This window comes from Vibrio sp. YQ_11 (assembly GCF_043103065.1).
GTDB classification, from domain to species: domain Bacteria; phylum Pseudomonadota; class Gammaproteobacteria; order Enterobacterales; family Vibrionaceae; genus Vibrio; species Vibrio parahaemolyticus.
This window is the reverse complement of sequence record NZ_JBICJM010000011.1, coordinates 114954-139457: the sequence shown is the minus strand read 5'-3', so window position 1 is coordinate 139457 and position 24504 is coordinate 114954. Positions and strand designations below refer to the sequence as shown.

At 44.4% G+C, this 24504-nt stretch carries 36 protein-coding genes; 24 read left to right on the top strand and 12 right to left on the bottom strand.

Annotation, left to right across the window (positions count from 1 at the left end; genetic code table 11):
- Nucleotides 1–346 precede the first annotated feature (346 nt).
- On the top strand, nt 347–589 hold the full coding sequence (gene zapB, locus ACF8EG_RS08995; protein WP_005481417.1) for a cell division protein ZapB: 243 nt from the start codon (nt 347–349) through the stop codon (nt 587–589).
- 104 nt (nt 590–693) lie between these two features.
- On the opposite strand, the gene rraA is transcribed toward zapB, so the two are convergent.
- The 3 genes from rraA to ACF8EG_RS08980 form a co-directional block, all read right to left on the bottom strand.
- Nucleotides 694–1206 (bottom strand): ribonuclease E activity regulator RraA, encoded by a 513-nt coding sequence (rraA, locus tag ACF8EG_RS08990; RefSeq protein ID WP_005457192.1) that lies wholly within the window; start codon nt 1204–1206, stop codon nt 694–696.
- 76 nt (nt 1207–1282) lie between these two features.
- Complete coding sequence (locus ACF8EG_RS08985) at nt 1283–2200, bottom strand: 1,4-dihydroxy-2-naphthoate polyprenyltransferase (protein WP_005457195.1); 918 nt, start codon at nt 2198–2200, stop codon at nt 1283–1285.
- A 128-nt stretch (nt 2201–2328) separates the two neighbouring features.
- Entirely contained in the window at nt 2329–3132 is an 804-nt protein-coding gene (locus ACF8EG_RS08980; RefSeq protein ID WP_047732689.1) for a hypothetical protein, read from the bottom strand.
- A gap of 374 nt (nt 3133–3506) precedes the next feature.
- Between ACF8EG_RS08980 and ACF8EG_RS08975 the strand changes: the two genes are divergently transcribed.
- The gene (locus ACF8EG_RS08975) at nt 3507–4163 is read left to right on the top strand and encodes an inovirus Gp2 family protein (RefSeq protein WP_047732688.1); all 657 of its coding nucleotides are present in this window, start codon (nt 3507–3509) and stop codon (nt 4161–4163) included.
- Nucleotides 4164–4528: 365 nt separating this feature from the next.
- On the opposite strand, the gene ACF8EG_RS08970 is transcribed toward ACF8EG_RS08975, so the two are convergent.
- From ACF8EG_RS08970 to radC, 4 genes are all read right to left on the bottom strand, one after another.
- Nucleotides 4529–5692, bottom strand: coding sequence for a hypothetical protein (locus ACF8EG_RS08970; RefSeq protein WP_047732685.1), 1164 nt, complete (start codon nt 5690–5692; stop codon nt 4529–4531).
- Nucleotides 5689–6513 carry a YafY family protein gene (locus ACF8EG_RS08965; RefSeq protein WP_047732683.1) on the bottom strand — a complete coding sequence of 275 codons (825 nt, stop codon included), beginning with the start codon at nt 6511–6513 and terminating at the stop codon, nt 5689–5691. The genes ACF8EG_RS08970 and ACF8EG_RS08965 overlap by 4 nt, the downstream gene beginning before the upstream one ends.
- A gap of 113 nt (nt 6514–6626) precedes the next feature.
- Complete coding sequence (locus ACF8EG_RS08960; RefSeq protein WP_025604194.1) at nt 6627–7058, bottom strand: DUF2787 domain-containing protein; 432 nt, start codon at nt 7056–7058, stop codon at nt 6627–6629.
- The gene (radC, locus tag ACF8EG_RS08955) at nt 7055–7528 is read right to left on the bottom strand and encodes a DNA repair protein RadC (protein WP_025604192.1); all 474 of its coding nucleotides are present in this window, start codon (nt 7526–7528) and stop codon (nt 7055–7057) included. The genes ACF8EG_RS08960 and radC overlap by 4 nt, the downstream gene beginning before the upstream one ends.
- A gap of 170 nt (nt 7529–7698) precedes the next feature.
- Here radC and ACF8EG_RS08950 point away from each other — a divergent pair, with 170 nt between their 5' ends.
- Entirely contained in the window at nt 7699–7848 is a 150-nt protein-coding gene (locus tag ACF8EG_RS08950) for an AlpA family phage regulatory protein (protein WP_023624903.1), read from the top strand.
- Nucleotides 7849–8008: 160 nt separating this feature from the next.
- Entirely contained in the window at nt 8009–8233 is a 225-nt protein-coding gene (locus ACF8EG_RS08945) for a hypothetical protein (RefSeq protein ID WP_023624902.1), read from the top strand.
- A 413-nt stretch (nt 8234–8646) separates the two neighbouring features.
- Here the strand turns inward: ACF8EG_RS08945 and hslU are convergent, their stop codons facing one another.
- The 5 genes from hslU to priA form a co-directional block, all read right to left on the bottom strand.
- A complete protein-coding gene (gene hslU / locus ACF8EG_RS08940) occupies nt 8647–9978 on the bottom strand; it encodes an HslU--HslV peptidase ATPase subunit (RefSeq protein ID WP_047732675.1) in 1332 nt (443 codons plus the stop codon).
- A 23-nt stretch (nt 9979–10001) separates the two neighbouring features.
- Nucleotides 10002–10553, bottom strand: a complete 552-nt coding sequence (gene hslV / locus ACF8EG_RS08935) for an ATP-dependent protease subunit HslV (RefSeq protein ID WP_005455873.1) — start codon at nt 10551–10553, stop codon at nt 10002–10004.
- Nucleotides 10554–10717: 164 nt separating this feature from the next.
- On the bottom strand, nt 10718–11263 hold the full coding sequence (gene ftsN / locus ACF8EG_RS08930) for a cell division protein FtsN (protein ID WP_005481405.1): 546 nt from the start codon (nt 11261–11263) through the stop codon (nt 10718–10720).
- Nucleotides 11264–11439: 176 nt separating this feature from the next.
- Nucleotides 11440–12486, bottom strand: coding sequence for a DNA-binding transcriptional regulator CytR (gene cytR / locus ACF8EG_RS08925; RefSeq protein WP_254894148.1), 1047 nt, complete (start codon nt 12484–12486; stop codon nt 11440–11442).
- A gap of 293 nt (nt 12487–12779) precedes the next feature.
- Nucleotides 12780–14984: a primosomal protein N' gene (priA, locus tag ACF8EG_RS08920; protein ID WP_047732672.1), complete on the bottom strand. Its 2205-nt coding sequence runs from the start codon at nt 14982–14984 to the stop codon at nt 12780–12782.
- A gap of 294 nt (nt 14985–15278) precedes the next feature.
- Here priA and rpmE point away from each other — a divergent pair, with 294 nt between their 5' ends.
- The 20 genes from rpmE (at nt 15279) to rpsE (ending at nt 24499) form a co-directional block, all read left to right on the top strand.
- Complete coding sequence (gene rpmE / locus ACF8EG_RS08915; RefSeq protein ID WP_005457203.1) at nt 15279–15500, top strand: 50S ribosomal protein L31; 222 nt, start codon at nt 15279–15281, stop codon at nt 15498–15500.
- 457 nt (nt 15501–15957) lie between these two features.
- A complete protein-coding gene (rpsJ, locus tag ACF8EG_RS08910) occupies nt 15958–16269 on the top strand; it encodes a 30S ribosomal protein S10 (protein WP_004410492.1) in 312 nt (103 codons plus the stop codon).
- 14 nt (nt 16270–16283) lie between these two features.
- Nucleotides 16284–16913, top strand: coding sequence for a 50S ribosomal protein L3 (gene rplC, locus ACF8EG_RS08905; RefSeq protein WP_005456132.1), 630 nt, complete (start codon nt 16284–16286; stop codon nt 16911–16913).
- Between the two features lie 17 nt (nt 16914–16930).
- Nucleotides 16931–17533, top strand: a complete 603-nt coding sequence (gene rplD, locus ACF8EG_RS08900; protein WP_005379556.1) for a 50S ribosomal protein L4 — start codon at nt 16931–16933, stop codon at nt 17531–17533.
- Nucleotides 17530–17832 (top strand): 50S ribosomal protein L23, encoded by a 303-nt coding sequence (gene rplW, locus ACF8EG_RS08895; RefSeq protein WP_004398471.1) that lies wholly within the window; start codon nt 17530–17532, stop codon nt 17830–17832. The genes rplD and rplW overlap by 4 nt, the downstream gene beginning before the upstream one ends.
- Nucleotides 17833–17847: 15 nt before the next feature.
- Nucleotides 17848–18672, top strand: coding sequence for a 50S ribosomal protein L2 (rplB, locus tag ACF8EG_RS08890; RefSeq protein ID WP_005489461.1), 825 nt, complete (start codon nt 17848–17850; stop codon nt 18670–18672).
- 21 nt (nt 18673–18693) lie between these two features.
- Entirely contained in the window at nt 18694–18972 is a 279-nt protein-coding gene (gene rpsS, locus ACF8EG_RS08885) for a 30S ribosomal protein S19 (RefSeq protein WP_004394525.1), read from the top strand.
- Between the two features lie 10 nt (nt 18973–18982).
- The gene (gene rplV, locus ACF8EG_RS08880) at nt 18983–19315 is read left to right on the top strand and encodes a 50S ribosomal protein L22 (protein ID WP_005383164.1); all 333 of its coding nucleotides are present in this window, start codon (nt 18983–18985) and stop codon (nt 19313–19315) included.
- A gap of 18 nt (nt 19316–19333) precedes the next feature.
- Nucleotides 19334–20032 carry a 30S ribosomal protein S3 gene (gene rpsC / locus ACF8EG_RS08875; RefSeq protein ID WP_005383161.1) on the top strand — a complete coding sequence of 233 codons (699 nt, stop codon included), beginning with the start codon at nt 19334–19336 and terminating at the stop codon, nt 20030–20032.
- Nucleotides 20033–20043: 11 nt separating this feature from the next.
- Nucleotides 20044–20454: a 50S ribosomal protein L16 gene (gene rplP, locus ACF8EG_RS08870; RefSeq protein ID WP_005379577.1), complete on the top strand. Its 411-nt coding sequence runs from the start codon at nt 20044–20046 to the stop codon at nt 20452–20454.
- Nucleotides 20454–20645, top strand: a complete 192-nt coding sequence (gene rpmC / locus ACF8EG_RS08865; RefSeq protein ID WP_005379576.1) for a 50S ribosomal protein L29 — start codon at nt 20454–20456, stop codon at nt 20643–20645. Before rplP ends, rpmC begins: the two co-directional genes overlap by 1 nt.
- Nucleotides 20645–20899, top strand: coding sequence for a 30S ribosomal protein S17 (gene rpsQ / locus ACF8EG_RS08860; protein WP_005461671.1), 255 nt, complete (start codon nt 20645–20647; stop codon nt 20897–20899). Before rpmC ends, rpsQ begins: the two co-directional genes overlap by 1 nt.
- A 162-nt stretch (nt 20900–21061) precedes the next feature.
- Nucleotides 21062–21433 carry a 50S ribosomal protein L14 gene (gene rplN, locus ACF8EG_RS08855; RefSeq protein ID WP_005489425.1) on the top strand — a complete coding sequence of 124 codons (372 nt, stop codon included), beginning with the start codon at nt 21062–21064 and terminating at the stop codon, nt 21431–21433.
- 13 nt (nt 21434–21446) lie between these two features.
- The gene (rplX, locus tag ACF8EG_RS08850; protein WP_005455662.1) at nt 21447–21764 is read left to right on the top strand and encodes a 50S ribosomal protein L24; all 318 of its coding nucleotides are present in this window, start codon (nt 21447–21449) and stop codon (nt 21762–21764) included.
- Nucleotides 21765–21787: 23 nt separating this feature from the next.
- Nucleotides 21788–22327 (top strand): 50S ribosomal protein L5, encoded by a 540-nt coding sequence (gene rplE, locus ACF8EG_RS08845; RefSeq protein WP_005455660.1) that lies wholly within the window; start codon nt 21788–21790, stop codon nt 22325–22327.
- Nucleotides 22328–22344: 17 nt separating this feature from the next.
- Nucleotides 22345–22650 carry a 30S ribosomal protein S14 gene (gene rpsN, locus ACF8EG_RS08840; RefSeq protein WP_005455658.1) on the top strand — a complete coding sequence of 102 codons (306 nt, stop codon included), beginning with the start codon at nt 22345–22347 and terminating at the stop codon, nt 22648–22650.
- Between the two features lie 29 nt (nt 22651–22679).
- A complete protein-coding gene (gene rpsH / locus ACF8EG_RS08835) occupies nt 22680–23072 on the top strand; it encodes a 30S ribosomal protein S8 (protein ID WP_005455656.1) in 393 nt (130 codons plus the stop codon).
- A gap of 12 nt (nt 23073–23084) precedes the next feature.
- A complete protein-coding gene (rplF, locus tag ACF8EG_RS08830) occupies nt 23085–23618 on the top strand; it encodes a 50S ribosomal protein L6 (RefSeq protein ID WP_005455654.1) in 534 nt (177 codons plus the stop codon).
- A gap of 9 nt (nt 23619–23627) precedes the next feature.
- Nucleotides 23628–23981, top strand: coding sequence for a 50S ribosomal protein L18 (gene rplR, locus ACF8EG_RS08825; protein WP_005435088.1), 354 nt, complete (start codon nt 23628–23630; stop codon nt 23979–23981).
- Nucleotides 23982–23995: 14 nt separating this feature from the next.
- The gene (rpsE, locus tag ACF8EG_RS08820) at nt 23996–24499 is read left to right on the top strand and encodes a 30S ribosomal protein S5 (RefSeq protein WP_005435090.1); all 504 of its coding nucleotides are present in this window, start codon (nt 23996–23998) and stop codon (nt 24497–24499) included.
- Nucleotides 24500–24504: the final 5 nt, after the last annotated feature.

Sequence of the window (24504 nt, the reverse complement as noted above, 5' to 3'; positions counted from 1 at the left end):
GATGTCTCCAAGTAAGCAATAGGGAAGAGGAATTTGCGCGGCGATTCTATCACAACGGCAGTTAAACGTTTGCCTTTTTGCTGAGCTTTTACTTTAACTAAGTTGAATTTGATCAATACTTGGGTGATTTTTGTCGCGGAGAGGCGTAAATACCTTGCACAAAAATGCTTCGCCGATAAGAAAAGTCAGCGTTTAGTGAGATTGCGCCGATTTTTTAACCGAATGATGCGAAATATCGAATATAGTGAGTGTTTCTCATCGCGACGCTGAGTAGAATGACCTTATATAGGTAAGCTGCACGCCAATCTCGTGCATCGTCCCAACGGAATAACATAGGTAGGCCAAGATGTCTTTTGAAGTACTAGAACAACTAGAATCTAAAATTCAAACTGCAGTTGACACAATCACTCTTCTTCAGATGGAAGTTGAAGAGCTGAAAGAAGACAAAGTAAAACTAGAAGCAGAAGCGAACGAGCTTCGTTCTCAACGTGAAGATCTAGAGCAAAAAGCTCAGCAAGCTCAGCAAGAGCACGCACAGTGGCAAGAGCGCATTCGTGCACTACTTGGCAAAATGGACGAAGTGGAATAATTTCACTTCTTCATCCAGAATTAAAAACACCCGCTTCGGCGGGTGTTTGTGTATTTGGGTATGAGCAGCGCTTTAGTCAACGAAAGGTGACTGGCTACTGGAAGCTACTCTTCGACCGTATCATCTAACTCAAGGTCAATATTAAGTGGCTCTGGAGATAGGATGATGCCAGTGTTGTCGGCGTAGATGTAATCTTCTGGAAGGAAGCTAACGCCGCCGAAGTTTACGGGTACATCTAGCTCACCAATGCCCTGGTTCGCCGCGCCAACAGGAATCGATGCCAAAGCTTGAATGCCGAGGTTCATGTCTTCTAGTTCATCGACTTCACGGACACAACCGTAAACGACAATGCCTTCCCACTCGTTTTCTTCTGCAATCGCAGCTATTTCTGCATCGATGAGCGCTTTACGTAAGGAACCGCCACCGTCAATCAACAACACACGCCCAAGACCATCTTGCTCTAAGGTTTCGCGGATCAGTGAGTTGTCTTCAAAACACTTAATGGTGGTGATTTGCCCGGCAAATGACGCGCGTCCGCCAAAATTACTGAACATTGGTTCAACCACATCGACCTGATCAAGGTAGATATCGCAGAGTGCTGAGGTATTGTATTCCATAGCGTACCTTTCTAAACAGAAACTGGTTGTCTTTGAGTATATCTAGGCATTAAGTCAATGCAATGACAATCCTTTTTTAACTTACCAGAGTTTGAGCTACCACAATTGTTGCAAACAAAACGTTAGTGACTAATGAGCATTTTACGATAACTGGCAGCATTGGAGCGATTTGTGCAGGTTTTTCTGTATCCCAAACGGCTTTACCGTGATGAATGACGACATAAACGCTCAATAAGAAGGGTAGGCTAATCCACAGAGGTTTGTCTTGAATTAACAAGTAAGCCGCAAACGCTAAAATAGCACCCCCAAGTAAGATAAAGTGGTACTGCTTGGCTTTGTGTTGACCCAAACGGACGGCGACCGTGCGCTTTCCACATTCGCGATCGTTCTCGATATCACGCATGTTGTTGATGTTCAGTACCGCTACCGCGAGTAAACCACAGCCCAGAGCTGGTAAGAATAGAGTGGTGTCTACATGCCCAGTATGCAGGAAGTATGTACCAGATACGCCTAGCAGACCAAAGAACAGGAATACGGAAATATCGCCTAAGCCGACATAACCGTAGGGCTTACTGCCCATGGTGTAAGCAATCGCCGCGATAATGGCAAGAATACCCAAACCGATGAAGGTGATGATGCTTTCTGGCGAGCTCAGCGCGTAAAACACCAAAACCAAGCCCGAGATGGCGGTAAGCACGATATTAAAAATGATCGCCTGTTTCATCTGTTTGGCACTAACGGCACCAGTCTGCATCGCACGCTGTGGACCTAAACGGTTTTCATTGTCGGTGCCTTTTACTGCATCGCCATAGTCGTTGGCTAAGTTCGATAGAATCTGCAATAAGGTTGCCGTAGCAAAGGCCATGATTGCGATGGTCAAAGAGAAATGACCGGCTGAGTATGCAAGTACGCTACCAGTTAAAATAGACACCAGAGCGAGAGGCAATGTTTTAGGGCGAGCGGCTTCAAGCCAGATCTGTAGAGATTGTTTCATGGAAATTTCGTGCTAGTAACCAATGTGCCCAGTATAGACATAAATTTTTATGTACACCATTAACTTAAATCAAATAGAAGACGATTAAGTAAACTAATATGAGTATTAAAAGCAATACAGCGAGATTCCTATAGCCTTAAGAATTCATTATTTATGAGTGATTCTATAACTTTATTTCTTTTCATGTTTTTTGAAATTGATATAGCTTTAAGTTTTTCATTGCTGCTTTCAGATAAGTTTATACAATATTGCTTTTTAGATTGAACTTTATCTCTAAACTTCTTTTGATCCCATGCCTTTTTTATCCTTTTAATAGTAATATCTCTTTTGTTCTCTTCAATTGTATCAAAAAAAGCGATAATGAAATCTTTCAGGTCTTGCGTTGATTTTTTATTATTCCAAATATATTTAATAACCAAAGGCTCATGTTTAAGTATGTAGCTCCATGCCCATTTTATTTTTTCTTCATCATCTTTCAACCATGAAATGATCTCAGTTTTATCAAGTGATAAATACCACTTTCTTACAATAGCCCTCTCTAGTTCAATATGGCTATGCTTGCTTCTATTTACCTTTCTTATATATGATATTACCCAGGCTACTCTTTCTTTAAAACTGCTTCCATTTGGATTCAATGATATTTTTCCTGATGGTTTTTTTTGAATATAAAACCATGAAAAATTACAAAATCTTTCATTTTTTCTTATTTCATTTTTTATATATAAAATTGAATTATATTTTTCTTCTATTTTCCCGACAATCCTTTTGCAATCTTCGAATGAATATGATTTAAGAGCAGCATTTATTATACTTTCATTTTCTTTAATACTTAATGATTCTTCCCATACTGCTCTAATATCATGTGTTGATAGCTGACGAGCATAGAATCTTCCCATAGTTTCATCTTCAATTTTGACATTGTAATTTCCCATAATTAAACCCTCTGAAATGTTAATGTATAGCAACTAGTATCTTATATTTACTACAATGTAGTTTCAATCTATTTGGATTTGTGCCTATAAAACTACAATGTAGTTTTAGCCGGAGATGTAAGTTAAACGCTGACATTAACTAATTCCTCATGGTTGTCGCTAATTTCAGAGTCGCTCTTTTGCATCTGTTATACAGGAGGCTTAGACTGAACTCTTACCCGATATGTTGGTATGGTTAATATACATAACACATACTTAACGAAGTACTCATATCCTAGATACCATTACCTAGTAGAATTAGTATGCTCTCCTTAAATACCATGTATTAAATAACACAGTAATTCATATCTTTGGATTAATACCAAAGAGAATGAATGATGATTTATACTTACAAAGGCTTAGAGATTCTTTATCCGGTCAGTGAACTCAATACACACTATCTAGATCGGATCATATTAACCATGTCTAAAGCATTAAAAGACTATAAGAGAGTTCATGCGTTAAGACTGGATCTGAGACTTCCTGTTTCTGATAGTGAAAAAGACATACTTCGCAGAGATGAGATTTTGAACAATACATTTAATCAAAAAAATATCATTAAACGATTCTTTGAATCATTGAAGGCAAAAATAAAAGCGCAAGAAAAAAGAATGAAAGCGAGTGAGAAAAGGGTATATCCATGTCACCTACGATATGTTTGGTGTAGGGAAAGGAATAAATCTGACAATGACCACTATCACCTTGTCCTGTTTTTTAATAAAGATAGATATTTTAGTAGCGGTTATAGAGATAATGAAGAGAGTTTAGTAAGACTCATTATGGATGCATGGAGTAGTGCACTAGGAGAGCATGTTGATAATGCAGATAGGTTGGTTCAACTTGTTTATAAAGGTACACATTACTTAGACCAAAATAAATATGACTTCGAGAATAAATACCAGGCCCTCTTTACAAGACTCAGTTACTTTGCCAAAAATAGAACGAAGCATTATGGTGAAGGAAAACGTTGCTTTGGAACGAGTCAAGGATGATAGCCAATATACACACCTGTTTAGTATTTCGAAACGTGATTGCTCTTTAGATTGATTATAAGTGTAGAGATAACTGGAATAGCATATGCCTCTTAGTTTCAATCTGCCATTCGGAATATACTAGATAAGCACACGGCATTGGGTAGTACGGTCATGCGCCGCTGGTATATTGGCCTCGATAACAACAGTAGTGTTAATGATATCCGTCCTCAGAACCCTATGTCTGTGTCAGTGTAAATGCCGTCTCACGTACTTAGTTATTCACGTATTATTTCTGAATACGCTTCGTTGTGCTCCACAATGACATTGGGAGTCTGACAAAAAAATAGGAAGCTAGGCTTCCTATTTTTACGAACTGCTGAAGATTACTGTTTGGTTAGAGTAACACATGCATCGTATGTGAAGTTAGCAGGTGCAGGTTTTACCGTGTTGATGGTAACGCAGTCATCAACTGTTTCAGTGATGTTGATATCGGTCAAACGGTACCAAATGCTAACACCACTATCAGTGTATTCAATCGATGCGATTTCACCGTGTTTGAATTCACCAATAACTTCGAACGTCATAGGACGACCTTGGTAATCGATAGCACCAGCGCCAGCAGGTACTTCTTCGCCGATGGATTCTTCAGTTGCAGCGAGTGATAGCCCAGAAGTGTAGCGGAACACAGGTAAGTCTTTGTTAGGTAGCACACCATCACCATCGATGTCGATGAAGTAATCCACGTGTGGAATATCAAAGTCTAGACCGTTGTCTGCGTAGTACTTCTGAGTATTTTCATAAGCGGCAGTTTTGTATAGCGCGAGGCTGTACTGGGTTAATGCTTGTTTCATCTCTTCAAACTGAACGGACTTAGGCTCTAACAAGACCTGACCAATTTTCTCGATTTGTTGCTCTAACGTGAGTCCGTTTTCGGTCGCCATGGTTAAAGTACTTGCAGAGATAACGAGCAGCACAGTGCTGGTATCGCCAGCGTTAGAAAGGTTGACGTTATAGAAGTTAATATCGTCTGCCCATTGCGCAGGGTCATAACTGTAAAGGCTTAGCAGCTCAGAGGTGGTTTCATGTACCGCCTCATCAAAGGACTGTCCGGCTTGTACCTTTGCCATGATACTGGCTTTCATAGCCGCTGTAGCAACATTGAAGTTCACTTGTGTCGTCGCGTTCATATCGACAAAAGCGCTCATGCGCATCTGCTCATCACTTTTTCCTGTGAGCTCATTAAAGTAATCTCCCTGTGCAACGAGCTCGACATAAGGCGTATTGAACCGCTCATTCATGTTGTAATTACCTTCATAGTCCTCGATTTGAGTGGTGTACGAGGTATCGGTCTGTTCTAAGTCTTGGTTAAGTTCATAGGCGGTGACGACGGAGCCAGGTTGTAGAGGACCTTTTTGTACAGCACCCCCAAATTGATACGGCTGTCCAGAGTTATTATTGTCGCTCCCGCCAGAAGAGCCGCCACACCCGATTAAGGCGAAAGGAGCGGTAAAGAGAGCAGTGGTAAGTAGGGTTTTAGATAGGTTCATTCTATTTCTCCATAGTAAGTTTTAGAGGGGACTGTTGTGTTGAATTCAAGATGAGAGCCAGAGATATCAAACAGCTCTTGAACTTCAGAGGTGAGCAGAGTTGCATCCGTTTGAAGTTCAAAGCGAAAGCTCGACATGGTGGCCTCTTGGATGTTGCTAAAAGGTAAGGTGTTCAACTTGGTATGCGAGTGTGTCCGCCAAACTAGATAAGGACTTCCGTGATGGAGTGCGAGACTTATTGGTTGAACGTTAGTTAGGCGCAGAGTGTCGTCACCTTCGTTTACCTTTAATGAGATAAGACGCTGTTGAAGTGTCGCTAGGCATACAATCTGGAAAACCTGAATATCGACTTGAATGTGGTTACTTAATGGGTTTTGGACGGTGATAGGAACTTTAGATGACCAATGATTTTGATGGTTATTGATGTCTTCAGGGGTTATGTTCGAGAGAAAGTCATCTAAGAGTAGAGCAAGGCTGTTAGGCAGGTGATGCTTGGTTGACTCGATGAGCCAATAGAGCAATACCGCTTCGTGAGCCGTTGTGCTCATCTTCAGAGCTTCGGTTTTTTGGTAGCCAAAGGGTTTGTCTCTATCATCCACCATGACATTGGGAAACATGGCACAGATAGCGGACAGATTACGTTGGATAGTGCGTAAGGAACGCTCTAAACCAAGCGGGGACAGTTGAGTTTGAATTTGCTTGGCGGTGATTTTCTTATTGTAAGGAATAAGGTTGTAAATCGCCAAGATAAGCTCAAGGTGATACTGAGTTTGGTTAGGTTGCGTCATGGTCAGTTCAACAAGGTTCGTTCTGTTGGGCATGACAATATCAAAAAGGTGCGACAAAGCTCGTCGTATCAATGTCTTAAGCGAAAATGATACGACGTAATTTGTCACACCTGCGTCATGAAGTGTCGTGATTAGGTGGCAGAGGCTTACTTTCCAACGATGGATAAATCGATCTCGTCAAAATCCATGCTTGAAAGGTGTCGAGCGAACGTTTTCATCCATACCTGAAGAAGGTCGAGTACTTCTGGATGTTCAAGGTTTACCGCCCCTGTGTCGGGTTGATAACACCATCCCTGGGCAAGGTGAAAGTACAGTTCAGGCTGAACGTTGAGCGCACTTTCAAATGGATAAGAAAAGCTGGCAAAGAAGACAACCTGCCAGGGCTCTGAATTTGTAGTGCGTTTGAACTGCACTTCAACAGGATGAATACCTCGGCCATGGCGGTAGTAGCTTAATTGGCGGCAAGTTAGGAGCAACTGTTTGGCATTGTCAGGTAAAGAGTACCCCTTCAATAGCTTCTCCAATAGTTGATGCAATTGTGGCGCTAAAGAAATGCCACCACAAATCGTGTTGATCATAGCCACCCCTTTTCTGCAAACGAGACACTGCTTTCTCCGACAACGATATGGTCAAGCACCCTGACATCCACTAACGCTAAAGCGTCGATGAGCTTGCGTGTGATACGCCTATCCGCTTGAGATGGGGAAGGGTCACCGGAAGGGTGGTTATGCGCCAGAATGACCGCCGCTGCATTCACTTCCAAAACGCTTTTGACGACCTCGCGAGGATAAACGCTAGCGGAATCAATGGTGCCTTTAAAGAGTGATTTAAATTCGATGACACGGTGTTGGCTATCAAGCAGTAGCAGAGCGAAAACCTCGTGTTCAGCGCTGGCTAGTTTGAATCGAACATACTCTTTGGTTGCTTCCGGGTTACAAAGGGCATTACCTCGAACGTAGCGGTTAGCGAGGATTTCAGCGGCATGCTCTAGGATTTCATTTTCTTGATGTTTCTTTTGTTTTTGGTAGTGAAGGTGATTGGTCGACATAGGTCCTCCAAGTGTTAAACGATAGGTACTTCACTAAGAGGACATATATCTGAAAGTGATTAGATTCAGAGTGAATAAGAGTCCTGAACGTTTTTTCTGACCCACAGCGTTATCCCATGGGTCAATGAATTAGGAGTAGGTCCCATGAGATTTTAAAGCTGAAAGAAGTGATGGAAAAGACTGAATTAAGCCGATCGGCTATCTACCGAAAAATGAACGATGATGCTTTCCCGAAGTCGGTCAACTTAGGTGACCGTGCGGTGGCATGGGTAGAAAGTGAAGTAGATGATTGGATGGAGAGCATTCTATTGACACGTTGATGTGAGGGAAGTCAGCTACTTTGATTTGAGCTATTTATGAATATATATCATTTAGTTGAATGACCTTTTATTACGATAAACGAGAAGTTTCAAAGTGTGTTATTCAATCGAAAGGGTTGCCATCGGCAACCTTTTTTAACTTGTTAATAATGGAGTTTTTATGTCTTTGTATCAAACGCTTGGTAAGGCAATTACAGGAACTGCGAGTGTTGCTGGAGTGATCACCGCTGCGCCAGTATTTGGCCCGAAAGGAACAATTACATCTAGTGGCATTGTTGTGTCTGTGTTAGTTGGGGCGTCAGCGGCATTGATTGACCAAGCTGTGCAATCCACACGTTTGCAATGCCCTACTGTCACAGCTAACGAATATTGTGACGAACTATAAGATACAAAACCTTTAATTATATTTGTTTCAGGTTCTATACTTGAGAGTCTATGTCTGAGTACGCTTTCTTTATTCAGGAAGAGGAATCATCTAATTGATATTAAACATAGATTTCGATTAGTTGTCTAAAAGCTCTCATCCTACAATAAGGTGAAAACGCGTGTTACATGGCGCTACGAGATTAGAGTAAATTTAATTCGTTATCCATAGAGGTATAGGCATTGCGCTCTCATCGTCTATGGATATTTTTTTTTGAAATTTAGTATCATTTTCGCGTAGATAAAGAAAGCCATTACCCAGTGTCACTCTTATTTAAAGTGGCGTGATGGTAATGGCTTAAATGAACCAAATGAAAATTTCCAAATATGTACATTTACACTAGGTAATTTTCTAGGCTAATTGATTCTTACTAGTTACAGAATAAAGCGACTTAGGTCTTCGTTTTCGATCGTATCGCCTAAACGTTCTTTAACGTAAGCTGCGTCAATCACAAACTTAGCACCAGATTGCTCTGCTGCATCGTAAGAGATTTCGTCCATCAGACGTTCCATAACGGTATGCAGACGACGAGCACCGATGTTTTCTGTGGTTTCGTTTACCGTCCATGCGGCTTCTGCAATTCGCGTGATACCGTCTTCAGTAAATTCAATGTCTACATCTTCTGTCTTCATCAACGCGATGTATTGCTCAGTCAATGACGCTTTAGGTTCGGTCAGAATGCGTTTGAAGTCGTTACTGCTTAGAGCTTCAAGTTCAACACGGATTGGCAGACGGCCTTGCAGCTCTGGGATAAGGTCAGAAGGCTTCGCGACCTGGAAAGCACCGGATGCAACAAACAGAATGTGGTCTGTTTTTACCATGCCGTGTTTTGTCGAAACGGTACTGCCTTCGATCAGAGGAAGTAAGTCACGTTGCACACCTTCACGAGACACGTCCGGGCCAGAGCTTTCGCCGCGTTTACAAATCTTGTCGATTTCATCAATGAAAACAATACCGTTGTTTTCTACGTTGAAAATCGCGGCTTCTTTTAGCTCTTCTTGGTTTACAAGTTTTGCTGCTTCTTCTTCTGCCAGCGCTTTCATCGCGTCTTTGATTTTCAGCTTACGCTTTTTCTTGGTGTCGCCGGCAAGGTTTTGGAACATACCTTGTAGCTGGTTGGTCATTTCTTCCATACCAGGAGGTGCCATGATCTCCACACCCATTTGAGGCGCGGCTACATCGATTTCAATCTCTTTATCGTCTAGCTGACCTTCACGTAGTTTTTTACGGAAGATTTGGCGAGTGTTTGAGGTGTCTTCTTTCTGCTCGACTTGACCCCAGCTATCGCGTGCTGGTGGCAGTAGTGCATCGAGAATGCGCTCTTCAGCTTGTTCTTCAGCGCGGAATTTTACTTTTTCCATCGCTTGTTGGTGGGTCATCTTCACAGCGACATCAGTCAGGTCACGAATGATGGTTTCAACTTCTTTACCAACGTAACCCACCTCGGTGAACTTTGTTGCTTCGACTTTGATGAATGGCGCATTGGCTAGTTTAGCAAGACGACGAGCAATCTCTGTCTTACCAACACCAGTTGGACCAATCATCAGAATGTTCTTCGGTGTGACTTCGACGCGCAAGCTTTCTTCTAGCTGCATGCGACGCCAGCGGTTACGAAGGGCAATCGCAACCGAACGTTTTGCTTTGTCTTGACCAATGATGTGACGGTTCAGTTCATGAACGATTTCGCGAGGGGTCATTTCAGACATATTCTTTCCTTACTTCGTTACGATTACGCGGCTGGGGTTTCAGGCTCTGTAGTTGAGTCTAGCTCTTCTACGGTGTGGTGATGGTTGGTGAATACACAGATATCACCAGCGATGTTTAGTGCCTTTTCCGCGATTTCACGTGCATCTAAGTCAGTATTTTCTAAAAGTGCAGTTGCGGCTGCTTGTGCGTATGCACCACCAGAACCAATCGCAATCAAATCATTTTCTGGCTGAACGACATCGCCGTTACCAGTGATGATGAGTGATGCTGTTTCGTCTGCAACAGCAAGTAACGCTTCTAATTTGCGAAGAGCTCGGTCGCTGCGCCAGTCTTTTGCCAGTTCTACGGCTGCTTTCGTCAGGTGGCCCTGGTGCATTTGTAGTTTGCTTTCAAAGCGTTCAAATAGGGTGAAGGCGTCCGCTGTACCGCCAGCAAAGCCAGCAAGCACTTTATTGTTGTATAGGCGGCGAACTTTGCGCGCGTTACCTTTCATGACGGTATTGCCTAGAGATACTTGGCCATCACCCGCGATGACGACTTTGTTATTTCGACGTACAGATACAATGGTAGTCACAGTCGACCTCTTAATTATTTCTCTTTGGATTTAATTCAGTATATGGGGGAGAGGAACTTGGGATTCAAGGGGAGGGCGTTTTTCACATTTGCTAACGCTGATGATGCCAATAACACGCGAGGAATAAAAAAGACCAACAGCGAATGCGGTTGGTCTTTGTGAGATTAGAAGTTTTCTTTCCAAATTGCGCACGGTTCGATTTTCGCGCGTTGCAACTTGTGGCGATCTTTTTCTGCATCGCGTTTGAACTTGTACGGGCCAAGTACAACACGGTACCAAGAACTGCCTTCTTTCTTACGAATTTTGCTCGAAAGACCTTGGAAAGCAATAGCCAGTTTTCGTTCTTCGGCCTGTGCTTGGGTTTTGTAAGCGCCACACTGCATTACGTATGGGATTTTAGATACTTCGATTTCTTTGGCGACGACTTCCACTTCTCGCTTGGGTAAAGATTCGACGTATTCCCACTTCTCTTCAGGTGGTGGTGGCAAATCCTTTTTCGGCTTTGGCTTACTGACGGTCGTGGTAGGTTGTTGAACCACGGGTGGTTTCGGTTCTGGATCGTTACTTAATAAATACAGACCATAGCCAAAACCGCCCACAAGCAAGATTGCAAGTAGACCACTACGCCAAGGTTTTCTTTTGGGAGGTTGTTTTTTTGTCGACTTTTTTGGAGCGCCTCGCCCCCGTCTCACATAATCTCTGTTTGCCACGGTTACTTCTGGTCATCAAGGATTCTTCCAAATATGTTAATCCAGAACGGGTCGAGAAAACACCCTATTGATGTAATCTTGATAGCTACGTATCAGATAGAGAAGACAAAAAGCGGCACCAATGGGTACCGCTTATCGTTAGTTTACATGATAGGTCGCGTTGGACTACCGAGCGCTTAGGCGCGTTGCGGTGGCGCTGCGCTACCACGGACAACAAGCTTAGTTTCTAGTAAGCGTGAACCTGAATGAACGTCATGGCCTTTAAGTAGTTCAAGCATCATAAGCATCGCTTGGCGGCCAATTTCATAACGAGGTTGAGAAATGGTCGTTAACGGTGGATCGCAGTATTGAGCAAAGTTGATATCATCGAAACCAACCACTGACAAATCTTGCGGAACGCGCAGACCGAGTCGTTTCGCTTCTTGGATTGCGCCGATTGCCATGGTGTCGCAGTGGCAGAAAATCGCAGTTGGTGGCTCTGGAAGTTCTAGCAACTTACGTACAGCTTTCGCGCCGCCGTCAAAAGAAAACTCAGTGATAACACTGTATTGTGGGTCTTTACTGATCCCCGCGCGACGTAAGGCTTGTTGATAACCTTGCTGGCGGAACTGGCACAATACCGCTGTGTCTGGCCCTGAAATTTGTGCTATGCGTTTATGGCCAAGTTGAGTTAGGTAATTGACCGCTTCAAAAGCAGACGTTAGGTTGTCAATGTGCACGGTTGGTAATTCTAGCTCTGGCGCAAACTCACAAGCCATGACCATTGGTGGCAGGTTTTTCTGTTCTGGCTTGCTGACATCAAATGGCAGGTCGGTACCAAGCAGTAACATGCCATCGGCTTGTTTGGTGAACACTAGATTCACAAACGAGCTTTCACGCTTTTTCTGCTGGCCGCTGTCACCGAGCAGTACGAGGTAGCCATGTTCCATAGCTGCGTCTTCGATACCACGAATGATTTCAGAAAAGTAAGGATCACAGATGTCAGGAACGATGGTAACAATCGTTTTTGATTCGTTTCTACGTAGATTACGCGCTAATGAATTTGGAGAATAGCCCGCTTCAAGGACGGCATCTTCGACTCTTTTTCTTGTTGAAGAAGAGACTTTTTCTGGATTCATTAATGCTCGAGATACCGTAGCTGTCGACACTCCCGCAAGCTGGGCAACATCCTTCATTGTCGCCATAGTGTTTAACCTCTCAAATTTTTGCCAAGATGACGTTATTCCCTGTCAGAAGTCGTAGGTCTTTATCACTGGTAATCAGTGCCTATCTAATCACGTTGTTAGTGGTTATTTTTAGGGAGTAGGCGATAAAGCATCGCTTGGCTACTGCTTCAAATTTTGGGAATAGTCATTGTTTTAATCTAAGCCTATGGGGTAAACCCACTTTAGACTTTGCTAATTTGGATAGTCTATTCATTTCTATCGGGAAAGTTACGGTCTGTTTAACAAAAATTGCAATCTTGATGTGAGTCTCATCACATTAAAAGGTAATTCATTACATAGTTAAACGTTTGCTAGCTGAGATCTTGTGGTTCTATGTCTAAATTCCAGCGAACTTTTTTGGAATTAGGCAACAACTCAATAGCAGGTTTGGCACTGGTTAATAACTTTTGCATTAATGAACGGTGCTGGGTTTGGAGTAACAGCTGCCAACGGTATTTGCCTGCGCGTTTGGCGAGAGGCGATGGTGTTGGACCAAGCACCATGCAGGTGTCGTCAAATAAAGGGTGCGATTCTAAGGTAAAGCGAACTTGACGCAGAAAATCTTCTACGATCTCGCTCTGATTCGCTTCGGCTTTAAATAGAGTAAGGAAACTGTACGGTGGCAACTGCGCCAGTTTACGTTCCTCTAATGCCGTCATAGCGAAGTGTCGGTAGTCCTTTTCCAATAAGGCTTGCAACAAACTGTGCTCAGGATGGTGAGTCTGCAAAACCACTTCCCCCGGCTTACTTGCACGTCCGGCTCGCCCTGCGACCTGAATGAATAGCTGCGCTAATCTTTCGGAGGCGCGAAAGTCGCTACTATATAGAGAGCCATCAACATCTAGCAAGGCGACGAGCGTTACATTGGGGAAATGGTGTCCCTTAGCCAACATTTGAGTGCCAATCAAAATTTGATATTCACCCTTACGGATGGATTCCAACGCGTCTTCTAAGCTGCCTTTTCGGCGCGTGCTATCCCTGTCGATACGGATGGCTTTGTATTCGGGGAACAGTTGTGCCAATTGTTGTTCTAACTGTTCGGTACCGACACCAACGGTAACCAGTTGAGTTGAACCACAGCCCTGACACTGATGAATCACTGGTTGCTGTGAACCACAATGGTGGCAGCGAATCTCATTGCTGTATTGGTGGAAGGTGTAATAAGCATCACAACGTTTGCATTCGGCAATCCAACCACATTCATGGCACATGAGAGCAGGGGAGAAACCACGACGGTTAAGAAACAACATCACCTGATTGCCTGCTTTAAGGTGTTTGCGCATTTCCGCAATCAATGGGGCAGATAAACCACTTTCTAAATACTGACCTTTGACGTCGAGCACTTTATTAGTAGTAGGAACCGCAGAGCCTGCGCGTTGGGTCAGGGTTAAATGGTGATACTTGCCTGACAAGGCATTGTGCAATGTCTCCAGTGCAGGTGTAGCTGAGCCCAGAACAATCGGAACTTGTTCTTTATGGGCGCGCATTACAGCAACATCGCGTGCATGATAACGCAAGCTATCTTGCTGTTTGTAAGAGGTGTCATGTTCCTCGTCCACAATGATAATCCCGAGATCAGCAAAAGGCGCGAGTAGGGCAGAGCGTGTGCCGATAATGATTCCGGCCGCTTTGTCGCGTGCAGAAAGCCATGCATTCAGACGCTCCGTCTCGTTTAACCCGGAGTGGATAACGTCAACTGGCACATTAAAACGGCGTTTAAAGCGGTTGATGGTTTGTGGTGTTAAGCCAATCTCTGGTACTAAAACCAAGGCTTGTTTACCTTTCTCTAAGACCGGTTTGATCAGGTTAAGGTACACTTCTGTCTTACCTGAGCCCGTGACGCCTTCTAATAAATAGCAAGCAAAACCTGTTTGGCTATTTACACTCGCAATAGCCAGCGCTTGTTCGTGGTTGAGCTTTGGCTTCTCGACGTCGGATTCAACGTGCTGTCCCCACTGGGTGATTGCAGGCTTCTTCTCGATACGTTCAATCCAGCCTTTCTCTTCTAAAGACTTTAGTACTGTTGAGGCTATCTCTTGGTCGACAAATTCCTGGTGAGGCAAAGCGCCGTTAATCAACATTTGCAAGACCTTCTGTTGTTTGACCGCTCGACGATCAAGCCCTTGCATCAGCTTGTCTTTACCGGATTCGGTAATTTGCCACTCTTGTAGCGTCGCAAAATCTGCAGGCTTTCCTTTACGCAGAGCTGCCGGCATCGCATTGTGTAGCGTATCTCCAAGTGGGTATTGGTAGAACTGGCTGCACCAAGTCAGCAACGAATAAAGCTTTTCAGACCATACCGGCTGAGAATCAAGAACTGCTTTGATTGGCTTGAGTTGATCTTGGGGAAAGTCCGAGTGATTAACCATCGCGGTGACGATGCCAACTAACGTTTGACGTCCAAAAGGTACGGATACGCGCCCGCCAATGATAGGAAACAGGTATCCTGGGATGGCATAGTCAAATTGTTTGTCGAGAGGTACGGGCAGTGCCACTCTAGCAATGGATGGATGCATAGATTCGTAGCTATATAAAAGAAGAAAGGACTGTAGAGTTTATTAAAATCGCCCCAGGAATACGAGTCAACCTACAGAGTGTGTTCGGAAATATACTAATATCACCGGATTGGTGAAAAAAGTGGCGAAAAAATTGCCATACGTATTGATCCTATCTAGGGGATTCATTACTATATCGCGCCTTGAGATATGGCTTCAGCAATTGGTTGGTGCGGTATCCCATTTTATTATTAATTGCGTGTGGTGTGCGGCTTAGATTCGTATAGCGACACGGCCTACTATTGAGGTTATCCCATGAAAGCTGGTATCCACCCAGAATACAAAGCAGTAAACGCTACTTGTTCTTGCGGCAACTCTTTCGAGTTCAACTCTACTCTAGGTAAAGAGTCTATTCACCTAGACGTGTGTGACAAGTGTCACCCATTCTACACTGGTAAGCAACGTATCGTTGATACAGGCGGCCGTGTTGATCGCTTCAACAAGCGTTTCGGTGCACTATCAAGCGGTAAGAAATAATAGCAACTGCTATTACGATTACAGTTTAGAAAAGGACGCTTCGGCGTCCTTTTTGTTTATGGCCCATTTTGCAGGTGACCATAAAACAGCAAGTTAAAAATAGTTTCGATTATTTTTCATTCAGCCCTTGCAACCTAAAGTGTGATCTGTATAATGCGTCGCACTGGTTAAGCCAGTTGTGAACCAATGAGCAGTGAGGAGCTAACTTCCTTATAGGACTGTTAGGTAATGTAGACTCAGCTTATGTTCGCGGTTAATACAATTAGCTATCTTTTCTTCGGAAAAACTATCCCCAAAGGTGACTTTGGCACGTAGGGATTGTTAATCGAAAATTAACTGACAATGCGTCCTAATCTTGGATGCTACGGTTTCACATAAATCAATCGGCATTCTCTCGTCTTGACGAGTTTGAGTGGCGATATTGTTTGTGTAATTTTTAAAATTGGAGCTCTGTCTCATGCAGAACCAACGTATCCGTATCCGCCTAAAAGCTTTCGATTACAAACTAATCGATGCTTCTACAGCGGAAATCGTTGAAACAGCTAAGCGCACTGGCGCACAGGTTCGTGGTCCAATCCCACTACCAACTCGTAAAGAGCGTTTCACAGTTCTTATCTCTCCACACGTTAACAAGAAAGCACGTGACCAGTACGAAATCCGTACTCACAAGCGTCTAATCGACATCGTTGAGCCAACAGACAAAACTGTTGATGCTCTAATGCGTCTAGACCTTGCTGCGGGCGTTGACGTTCAAATTAGCCTAGGTTAAGGGAGATTAGAAGTATGATTGGTCTAATCGGTCGTAAAGTGGGCATGACCCGCGTATTTACTGAAGAAGGCGTTTCTATCCCAGTAACTGTTGTTGAAGTTGAAGCTAACCGTGTTTCTCAAGTGAAAACTCTTGAAACTGATGGCTACGCTGCAATTCAGGTTACAGCTGGTTCTAAGAAAGCTAACCGCGTAAACAAAGCTGAAGCAGGTCACTTTGCTAAAGCTGGCGTTGAAGCTGGTCGCGGTCTTTGGGAATTCCGTTTAGAAAACGGCGAAGAGTTCGAAGTTGGTGCTGAACTAACTGTTGAACTATTCAACGAAACTAAGAAAGTAGACGTTACTGGTACATCTAAGGGTAAAGGTTTCCAAGGCGCTGTTAAGCGTTGGAACTTCCGTACTCAAGATATGACTCACGGTAACTCATTGTCTCACCGTGCTCCTGGTTCTATCGGTCAATGTCAGACTCCAGGTCGCGTATTTAAAGGCAAGAAAATGGCAGGTCACATGGGTGCTGAGCGTGTAACGACTCAAAACCTAGAGATCGTACGTGTTGACGCTGAGCGCAACCTGCTTCTTATTAAAGGTGCAGTCCCAGGCGCAACTGGCGGCAACGTGATCGTTAAACCAGCTGTTAAAGCATAACGTCTCAGGAGTAAGTAATGGAACTAATGGTTAAAGGTGCTGATGCACTAACTGTTTCCGAAACTACTTTCGGACGTGAGTTTAACGAAGCTCTTGTACACCAAGTAGTTGTTGCGTACGCAGCAGGTGCTCGTCAAGGTACACGTGCTCAAAAAACACGTTCAGAAGTATCTGGCGGTGGCGCTAAGCCATGGCGTCAAAAAGGTACTGGTCGCGCTCGCGCTGGTACAATTCGTAGCCCAATCTGGCGTACAGGTGGTGTTACTTTTGCTGCGAAACCACAAGATCACAGCCAAAAAGTAAACAAAAAAATGTACCGCGGTGCTATGAAGAGCATTCTTTCTGAGCTTGTTCGTCAAGAGCGTCTAATCGTTGTTGATAACTTCTCAGTTGAAGCACCAAAGACTAAAGAGCTAGTTGCTAAGCTGAAAGAGCTTGAGCTAACTGACGCTCTAATCGTGACTAGCGAAGTAGATGAGAATCTATTCCTAGCTGCTCGTAACCTATACAAAGTTGACGCACGTGATGTTGCTGGTATCGATCCAGTATCTCTAATCGCGTTTGACAAAGTTGTAATGACTGCAGAAGCAGTTAAGCAAGTAGAGGAAATGCTAGCATGATCACTGAAGAGCGTATCCTAAAAGTTCTACGTGCACCGCACATCTCTGAAAAAGCAACTATGGCAGCTGAGAAAGCGAACACTATCGTTTTCAAAGTAGCTAAAGATGCAACTAAAAAAGAGATCAAAGCAGCTGTAGAAAAGCTATTTGAAGTTGAAGTTAAGTCTGTAAATACTCTTATCACTAAGGGTAAGACCAAACGTCAAGGTCTACGCCAAGGTCGCCGCAGCGACGTTAAGAAAGCGTACGTTACTTTGAAAGAAGGTCAAGATCTTGACTTTGTTGGCGGCGCGGAATAACAGGAGTAGTTAAAAATGGCTATTGTTAAATGTAAGCCGACTTCCCCTGGTCGTCGTCACGTTGTTAAAGTTGTTAACGCTGACCTACACAAGGGCAAGCCATACGCACCTCTTCTAGAGAAAAACTCTAAGAATGGCGGTCGTAACAACAACGGTCGTATCACAGTACGTCACATCGGCGGTGGTCACAAGCATCACTACCGTGTAATTGACTTCAAACGTACTAAAGACGGTATCCCAGCGACAGTTGAGCGTCTAGAATACGATCCAAACCGTAGCGCAAACATTGCTCTAGTTCTTTACAAAGACGGTGAGCGTCGCTACATCCTAGCACCTAAAGGTGTTGTAGCTGGTGATGTTATTCAGTCTGGTGTTGATGCACCAATCAAAGCTGGTAACACTCTACCAATGCGTAACATCCCAGTAGGTTCAACTGTACACAATGTTGAACTTAAACCTGGTAAAGGTGGTCAGCTAGCTCGTTCGGCTGGTGCTTACGCTCAAATCGTTGCTCGCGACGGTGCGTACGTAACTATCCGTCTACGTTCTGGCGAAATGCGCAAAGTTCTTTCTGAAGGCCGTGCAACAATCGGTGAAGTTGGTAACTCTGAGCACATGCTACGCGAACTTGGTAAAGCTGGTGCTTCACGCTGGCGCGGCGTACGTCCAACCGTACGTGGTGTAGTAATGAACCCGGTTGATCACCCACACGGTGGTGGTGAAGGTCGTACTTCTGGTGGCCGTCATCCAGTATCTCCTTGGGGTATGCCAACTAAAGGCTTCAAGACTCGTAAGAACAAACGCACTGACAAGTACATCGTACGTCGTCGTAACAAGTAATCTATATAAAGAGGAATCGCCATGCCACGTTCTCTCAAGAAAGGTCCTTTTATTGACCTACACTTGCTGAAGAAGGTAGAGAAAGCGGTGGAAAGCGGAGACAAAAAGCCTATTAAGACTTGGTCCCGTCGTTCAATGATCATCCCTACGATGATCGGTTTGACCATCGCTGTCCATAATGGTCGTCAGCACGTACCAGTATTTGTAACTGATGAAATGATCGGTCACAAACTGGGCGAATTCGCACCAACACGTACTTACCGCGGTCACGCTGCGGATAAGAAAGCTAAGAAGCGCTAAGGAGTAGATAATGGAAGCAATTGCTAAACATAACTTTGCTCGCATTTCGCCTCAGAAAGCTCGCTTAGTTGCGGATCTAATCCGTGGTAAATCTGTTGACCAAGCTCTAGAAATCCTAACGTTCAGCAACAAAAAAGCTGCTGCACTAGTTAAGAAAGTTCTAGAGTCTGCTATCGCTAACGCGGAGCACAACGAAGGTGCAGATATTGACGATCTGAATGTCGCAAAAATCTTTGTAGATGAAGGCCCAACCATGAAGCGTATTATGCCTCGTGCTAAAGGTCGTGCGGATCGTATCTTGAAGCGTTCAAGCCACATCACTGTTGTTGTAGCAGATCGCTAGAGACTAGGAGAGTAAGCAATGGGTCAAAAAGTACATCCAAATGGTATTCGTCTAGGCATCGTTAAGCCTTGGAATGCTACATGGTTTGCTAACACCAAAGATTTCGCTGACAACCTAGACGGCGACTTCAAGGTACGTCAGTTCCTTACAAGTGAACTGAAAAAAGCGTCTCTATCACGCATCGTTATCGAGCGTCCTGCTAAGAGCATCCGTGTGACTATTCACACTGCTCGTCCAGGCGTTGTTATCGGTAAGAAAGGTGAAGACGTTGAGAAGCTACGCGCAGCTGTAGCTAAAATTGCAGGTGTACCAGCGCAAATTAACATCGCTGAAGTACGTAAGCCTGAACTAGATGCGCAACTTGTTGGTGACAGCATCGCGTCTCAGCTAGAGCGTCGTGTTATGTTCCGTCGTGCTATGAAGCGCGCAGTACAAAACGCTATGCGTCTAGGCGCTAAAGGTATCAAAGTGGAAGTAAGCGGTCGTCTAGGCGGCGCTGAAATCGCACGTTCAGAGTGGTACCGTGAAGGCCGTGTGCCTCTACACACTCTACGTGCTGACATTGATTACGCAACTTCTTCGGCTCACACTCAATACGGTGTGATCGGCATTAAAACTTGGATCTTCAAAGGTGAAATCCTAGGTGGTATGCCAGCAGCTAACGCTGTAGAGCCTAAAGGCGACAAGCCTAAGAAGCAGCGTAAAGGCCGTAAGTAAGGAGTCGACAGATGCTACAACCTAAACGTACTAAGTTCCGTAAGGTTCAGACTGGTCGTAACCGTGGTCTAGCTAAAGGTACTGATGTAAGCTTCGGCGAATTCGGTCTTAAAGCTGTTGGCCGTGGTCGTCTAACTGCTCGTCAAATCGAAGCGGCACGTCGTGCAATGACACGTCACGTTAAGCGTCAAGGTAAAATCTGGATCCGTGTGTTCCCAGACAAACCAATCACAGAAAAACCACTAGAAGTTCGTCAAGGTAAGGGTAAAGGTAACGTTGAGTACTGGGTAGCCCAAATCCAACCTGGTAAGGTTATGTACGAAATGGGTGGTGTACCTGAAGAATTGGCACGTGAAGCGTTCCGTCTAGCGGCACGTAAACTGCCTTTCAAAACTACATTTGTAACTAAGCAGGTGATGTGATGAAAGCACAAGATCTACGCGAGAAAAGCGTTGAAGAGCTTAACGCTGAGCTAATGAATTTGCTACGTGAACAGTTCAACTTGCGCATGCAAGCTGCAACTGGTCAACTACAGCAAACTCATACTCTGAAAGCTGTACGCCGTGATATCGCACGTGTGAAAACTGTTTTGACTGAGAAGGCAGGCGCATAATGAGCGAAGTAAAACGTACTCAACAAGGTCGTGTTGTTAGCGACAAGATGGACAAGTCTATCACTGTTGCAATCGAACGTTTCGTAAAACACCCAATTTACGGTAAGTTCGTTAAACGTACGACTAAAGTACACGCACATGACGAAAACAACGAGTGTGGCATTGGCGACACTGTTGAAATCGCAGAGTGTCGTCCACTGTCTAAGACTAAGTCTTGGACTTTGGTGAAAGTTGTAGAAAAGGCGAAGATGTAATCTTCACTCTTCTATGATAAGAAACGGCTCCAAAAATATTTTTGGAGCCGTTTATTTTTTGACTACCCAATCACAGAAAAGGGTGGTACAATTCGCGTCCCTTATAAAGAGGCAGCCCGACCCGTGATGGGTCTAGTTATTAATATTTAGCGGAGCACTAACATGATCCAAATGCAAAGTATGCTGGACGCAGCTGATAACTCAGGCGCACGCAGCGTAATGTGTATTAAGGTTCTGGGTGGCTCACACCGCCGTTATGCACATATCGGTGACGTCATCAAAGTTACTGTTAAGGAAGCAATTCCTCGCGGTAAAGTTAAAAAAGGTGACGTTATGAAGGCGGTTGTAGTGCGCACCCGTAAAGGCGTACGTCGTCCTGACGGTTCTGTCATTCGCTTCGACCGAAATGCTTGCGTACTGTTGAATAACACTACTGAGCAACCAATCGGTACACGTATCTTTGGTCCTGTGACACGCGAACTTCGTGGCGATAAGTTCATGAAGATCGTTTCACTGGCTCCAGAAGTTCTGTAAGGAGCACGTAGAAATGGCAGCTAAAATCCGTCGTAATGACGAAGTAATCGTTCTTGCTGGTAAAGACAAAGGCAAGAAAGGTAAAGTAACTAAGGTCCTAGCAACTGGTAAAGTTATCGTTGAAGGTATCAACCTTGTTAAGAAACACCAGAAACCTGTTCCTGCACTAGGTATCCAAGGCGGTATCGTAGAGCAAGAAGCAGCAATCGATGTTTCTAACGTGGCTATCTTTAATGCAGCTACTGGTAAAGCTGACCGTATCGGTTTCCGTTTTGAAGACGGCAAAAAAGTTCGTTTCTTCAAGTCTAACGGCGAAACCGTTTCTAACTAATAGAAGTAATTTGGAGTTCTACTATGGCGAAACTGCATGATTACTACAAGTCGTCTGTAGTCGCTGAACTGACCAAACAGTTCAGTTACACAAGCGTCATGCAAGTCCCTAGAATCGAGAAAATCACCCTAAACATGGGTGTTGGTGAAGCAATCAACGATAAGAAACTGCTAGAAAACGCAGCATCTGATATGGCAACGATCTCTGGTCAAAAGCCACTTATCACTAAAGCGCGTAAATCTGTTGCAGGTTTCAAAATCCGTGAAGGCTACCCTATCGGTTGTAAAGTAACCTTGCGTGGCGAACGTATGTGGGATTTTCTTGAGCGTTTGATTAACATCGCTCTTCCACGTGTACGTGACTTCCGTGGTGTTAGCGCTAAGTCTTTTGACGGTCGCGGTAACTACAGCATGGGCGTTCGCGAGCAAATCATCTTCCCGGAAATCGACTTTGATAAAGTTGATCGTGTACGCGGTCTAGACATCACTATTACGACGTCTGCTGGTACTGATGAGGAAGGCCGTGCTCTGCTGGCTGCCTTTAACTTCCCATTCCGTAAGTAAGGTGAAGGGTTACTGTTATGGCTAAACAATCAATGAAAGCACGTGAAGCTAAACGTGCAAAGCTAGTAGCTAAGTTCGCTGAAAAGCGTGCAGCGCTAAAAGCTATCATCAGCGATGTAAACGCATCTGAAGAAGATCGTTGGAACGCAGTTCTTACACTGCAATCTCTTCCACGTGATTCAAGTGCATCACGTCAGCGCAACCGTTGTAACCAAACTGGTCGTCCACACGGTTACCTACGTAAGTTCGGTCTAAGCCGTATTAAGGTTCGTGAAGCTTGCATGAAAGGCGAGATTCCGGGTCTTCGTAAGGCTAGCTGGTAATTGCCACTTAATCATTTGGAGTAAATCATATGAGCATGCAAGATCCGATTTCGGATATGCTGACCCGCGTTCGTAACGGTCAGGCAGCAAACAAAGTTGCTGTTAAAATGCCTTCTTCAAAGCTTAAAGTTGCAATTGCTGCACTACTAAAAGCTGAAGGTTACATCGTTGACTTCGCTGTTGAAGGCGAAGCAAAACCTGAGCTAGAAGTAACTCTTAAGTACTTCCAAGCTAAACCAGTAATCGAGCAACTTAAACGTGTTTCTCGTCCAGGTCTACGTGTTTACAAGAAGAAAGATGAACTTCCTTCTGTAATGGGTGGTCTTGGTATTGCTATCGTTTCTACTTCCAAGGGTCTTATGTCAGACCGCGCTGCACGTAAAGCAGGTCTTGGTGGTGAAATCATCTGCTACGTAGCTTAATAGGAGTAGAATATGTCTCGTGTTGCTAAAGCACCTGTCGCTATTCCAGCTGGCGTAGAGGTGAAACTAAACGGCCAAGAAATCACTGTAAAAGGTGCTAAAGGCGAACTAACTCGCGTACTAAACGACGCTGTAGTTATCGCTCAGGAAGAAAACAACCTAACTTTCGGTCCTAAAGAAGGTGTTGCTAACGCTTGGGCACAAGCAGGTACTGCTCGTGCACTAGTTAACAACATGGTTGTTGGTGTTACTGAAGGCTTTACTAAGAAGCTAACTCTTAAAGGTGTTGGTTACCGTGCTGCTATCAAAGGCAACGCTGTAGGTCTAACACTAGGCTTCTCACACCCAGTTGAGCACGAGTTGCCAGCGGGTATCAAAGCTGAATGTCCAAGCCAAACTGAAATCGTGATTACTGGTTGTGACAAACAACTAGTTGGTCAAGTTGCGGCTGACATTCGTTCTTACCGTCAACCTGAGCCTTACAAAGGTAAAGGTGTTCGTTACGCAGATGAAAATGTGCGTACTAAAGAAGCTAAGAAGAAGTAAGGTAACACTATGGATAAGAAAGCATCTCGCATCCGTCGTGCTACACGCGCACGTCGTAAGATTGCAGAACTGGGTGCGACTCGCCTAGTTGTACACCGTACTCCTCGTCACGTGTACGCACAGGTTATCGCGGCTAACGGCTCTGAGGTTATCGCAGCAGCTTCTACTGTAGAAAAAGCGATCCGTGAGCAAGTGAAATACACTGGTAACGTTGATGCAGCTAAAGCAGTAGGTAAAGCTGTTGCAGAACGCGCTCTTGAAAAAGGCGTAACTGCAGTTGCATTTGATCGTTCTGGTTTCCAATACCACGGTCGAGTAGCGGCGCTAGCAGAATCTGCTCGCGAAGCTGGTCTGAAATTCTAAGGTAGGGTTGGAAGATGGCTAAAGAACAACAAGTTCAAGCGAATGATTTGCAAGAAAAGCTAATCGCAGTTAACCGTGTTTCTAAAACGGTTAAAGGCGGTCGAATCATGAGCTTCACTGCACTAACAGTAGTTGGTGACGGTAATGGTCGTGTAGGTTTCGGTTACGGCAAAGCTCGTGAAGTACCTGCAGCGATCCAAAAAGCAATGGAAAAAGCGCGTCGTAACATGACTACGATCGCTCTAAACGAAGGCACTCTTCACCACCCAGTGAAAGGTCGCCACTCGGGCTCTAAAGTTTACATGCAGCCTGCAGCAGAAGGTACTGGTGTTATCGCAGGTGGTGCGATGCGTGCAGTACTAGAAGTTGCTGGTGTACACAACGTACTATCTAAAGCATACGGTTCAACGAACCCTATCAACATCGTTCGTGCAACGATCGATGCACTAGGTAGCATGAAGTCGCCAGAAATGGTTGCTGCTAAACGTGGTCTAACTGTTGAAGCTATTTCGGAGTAAGAACA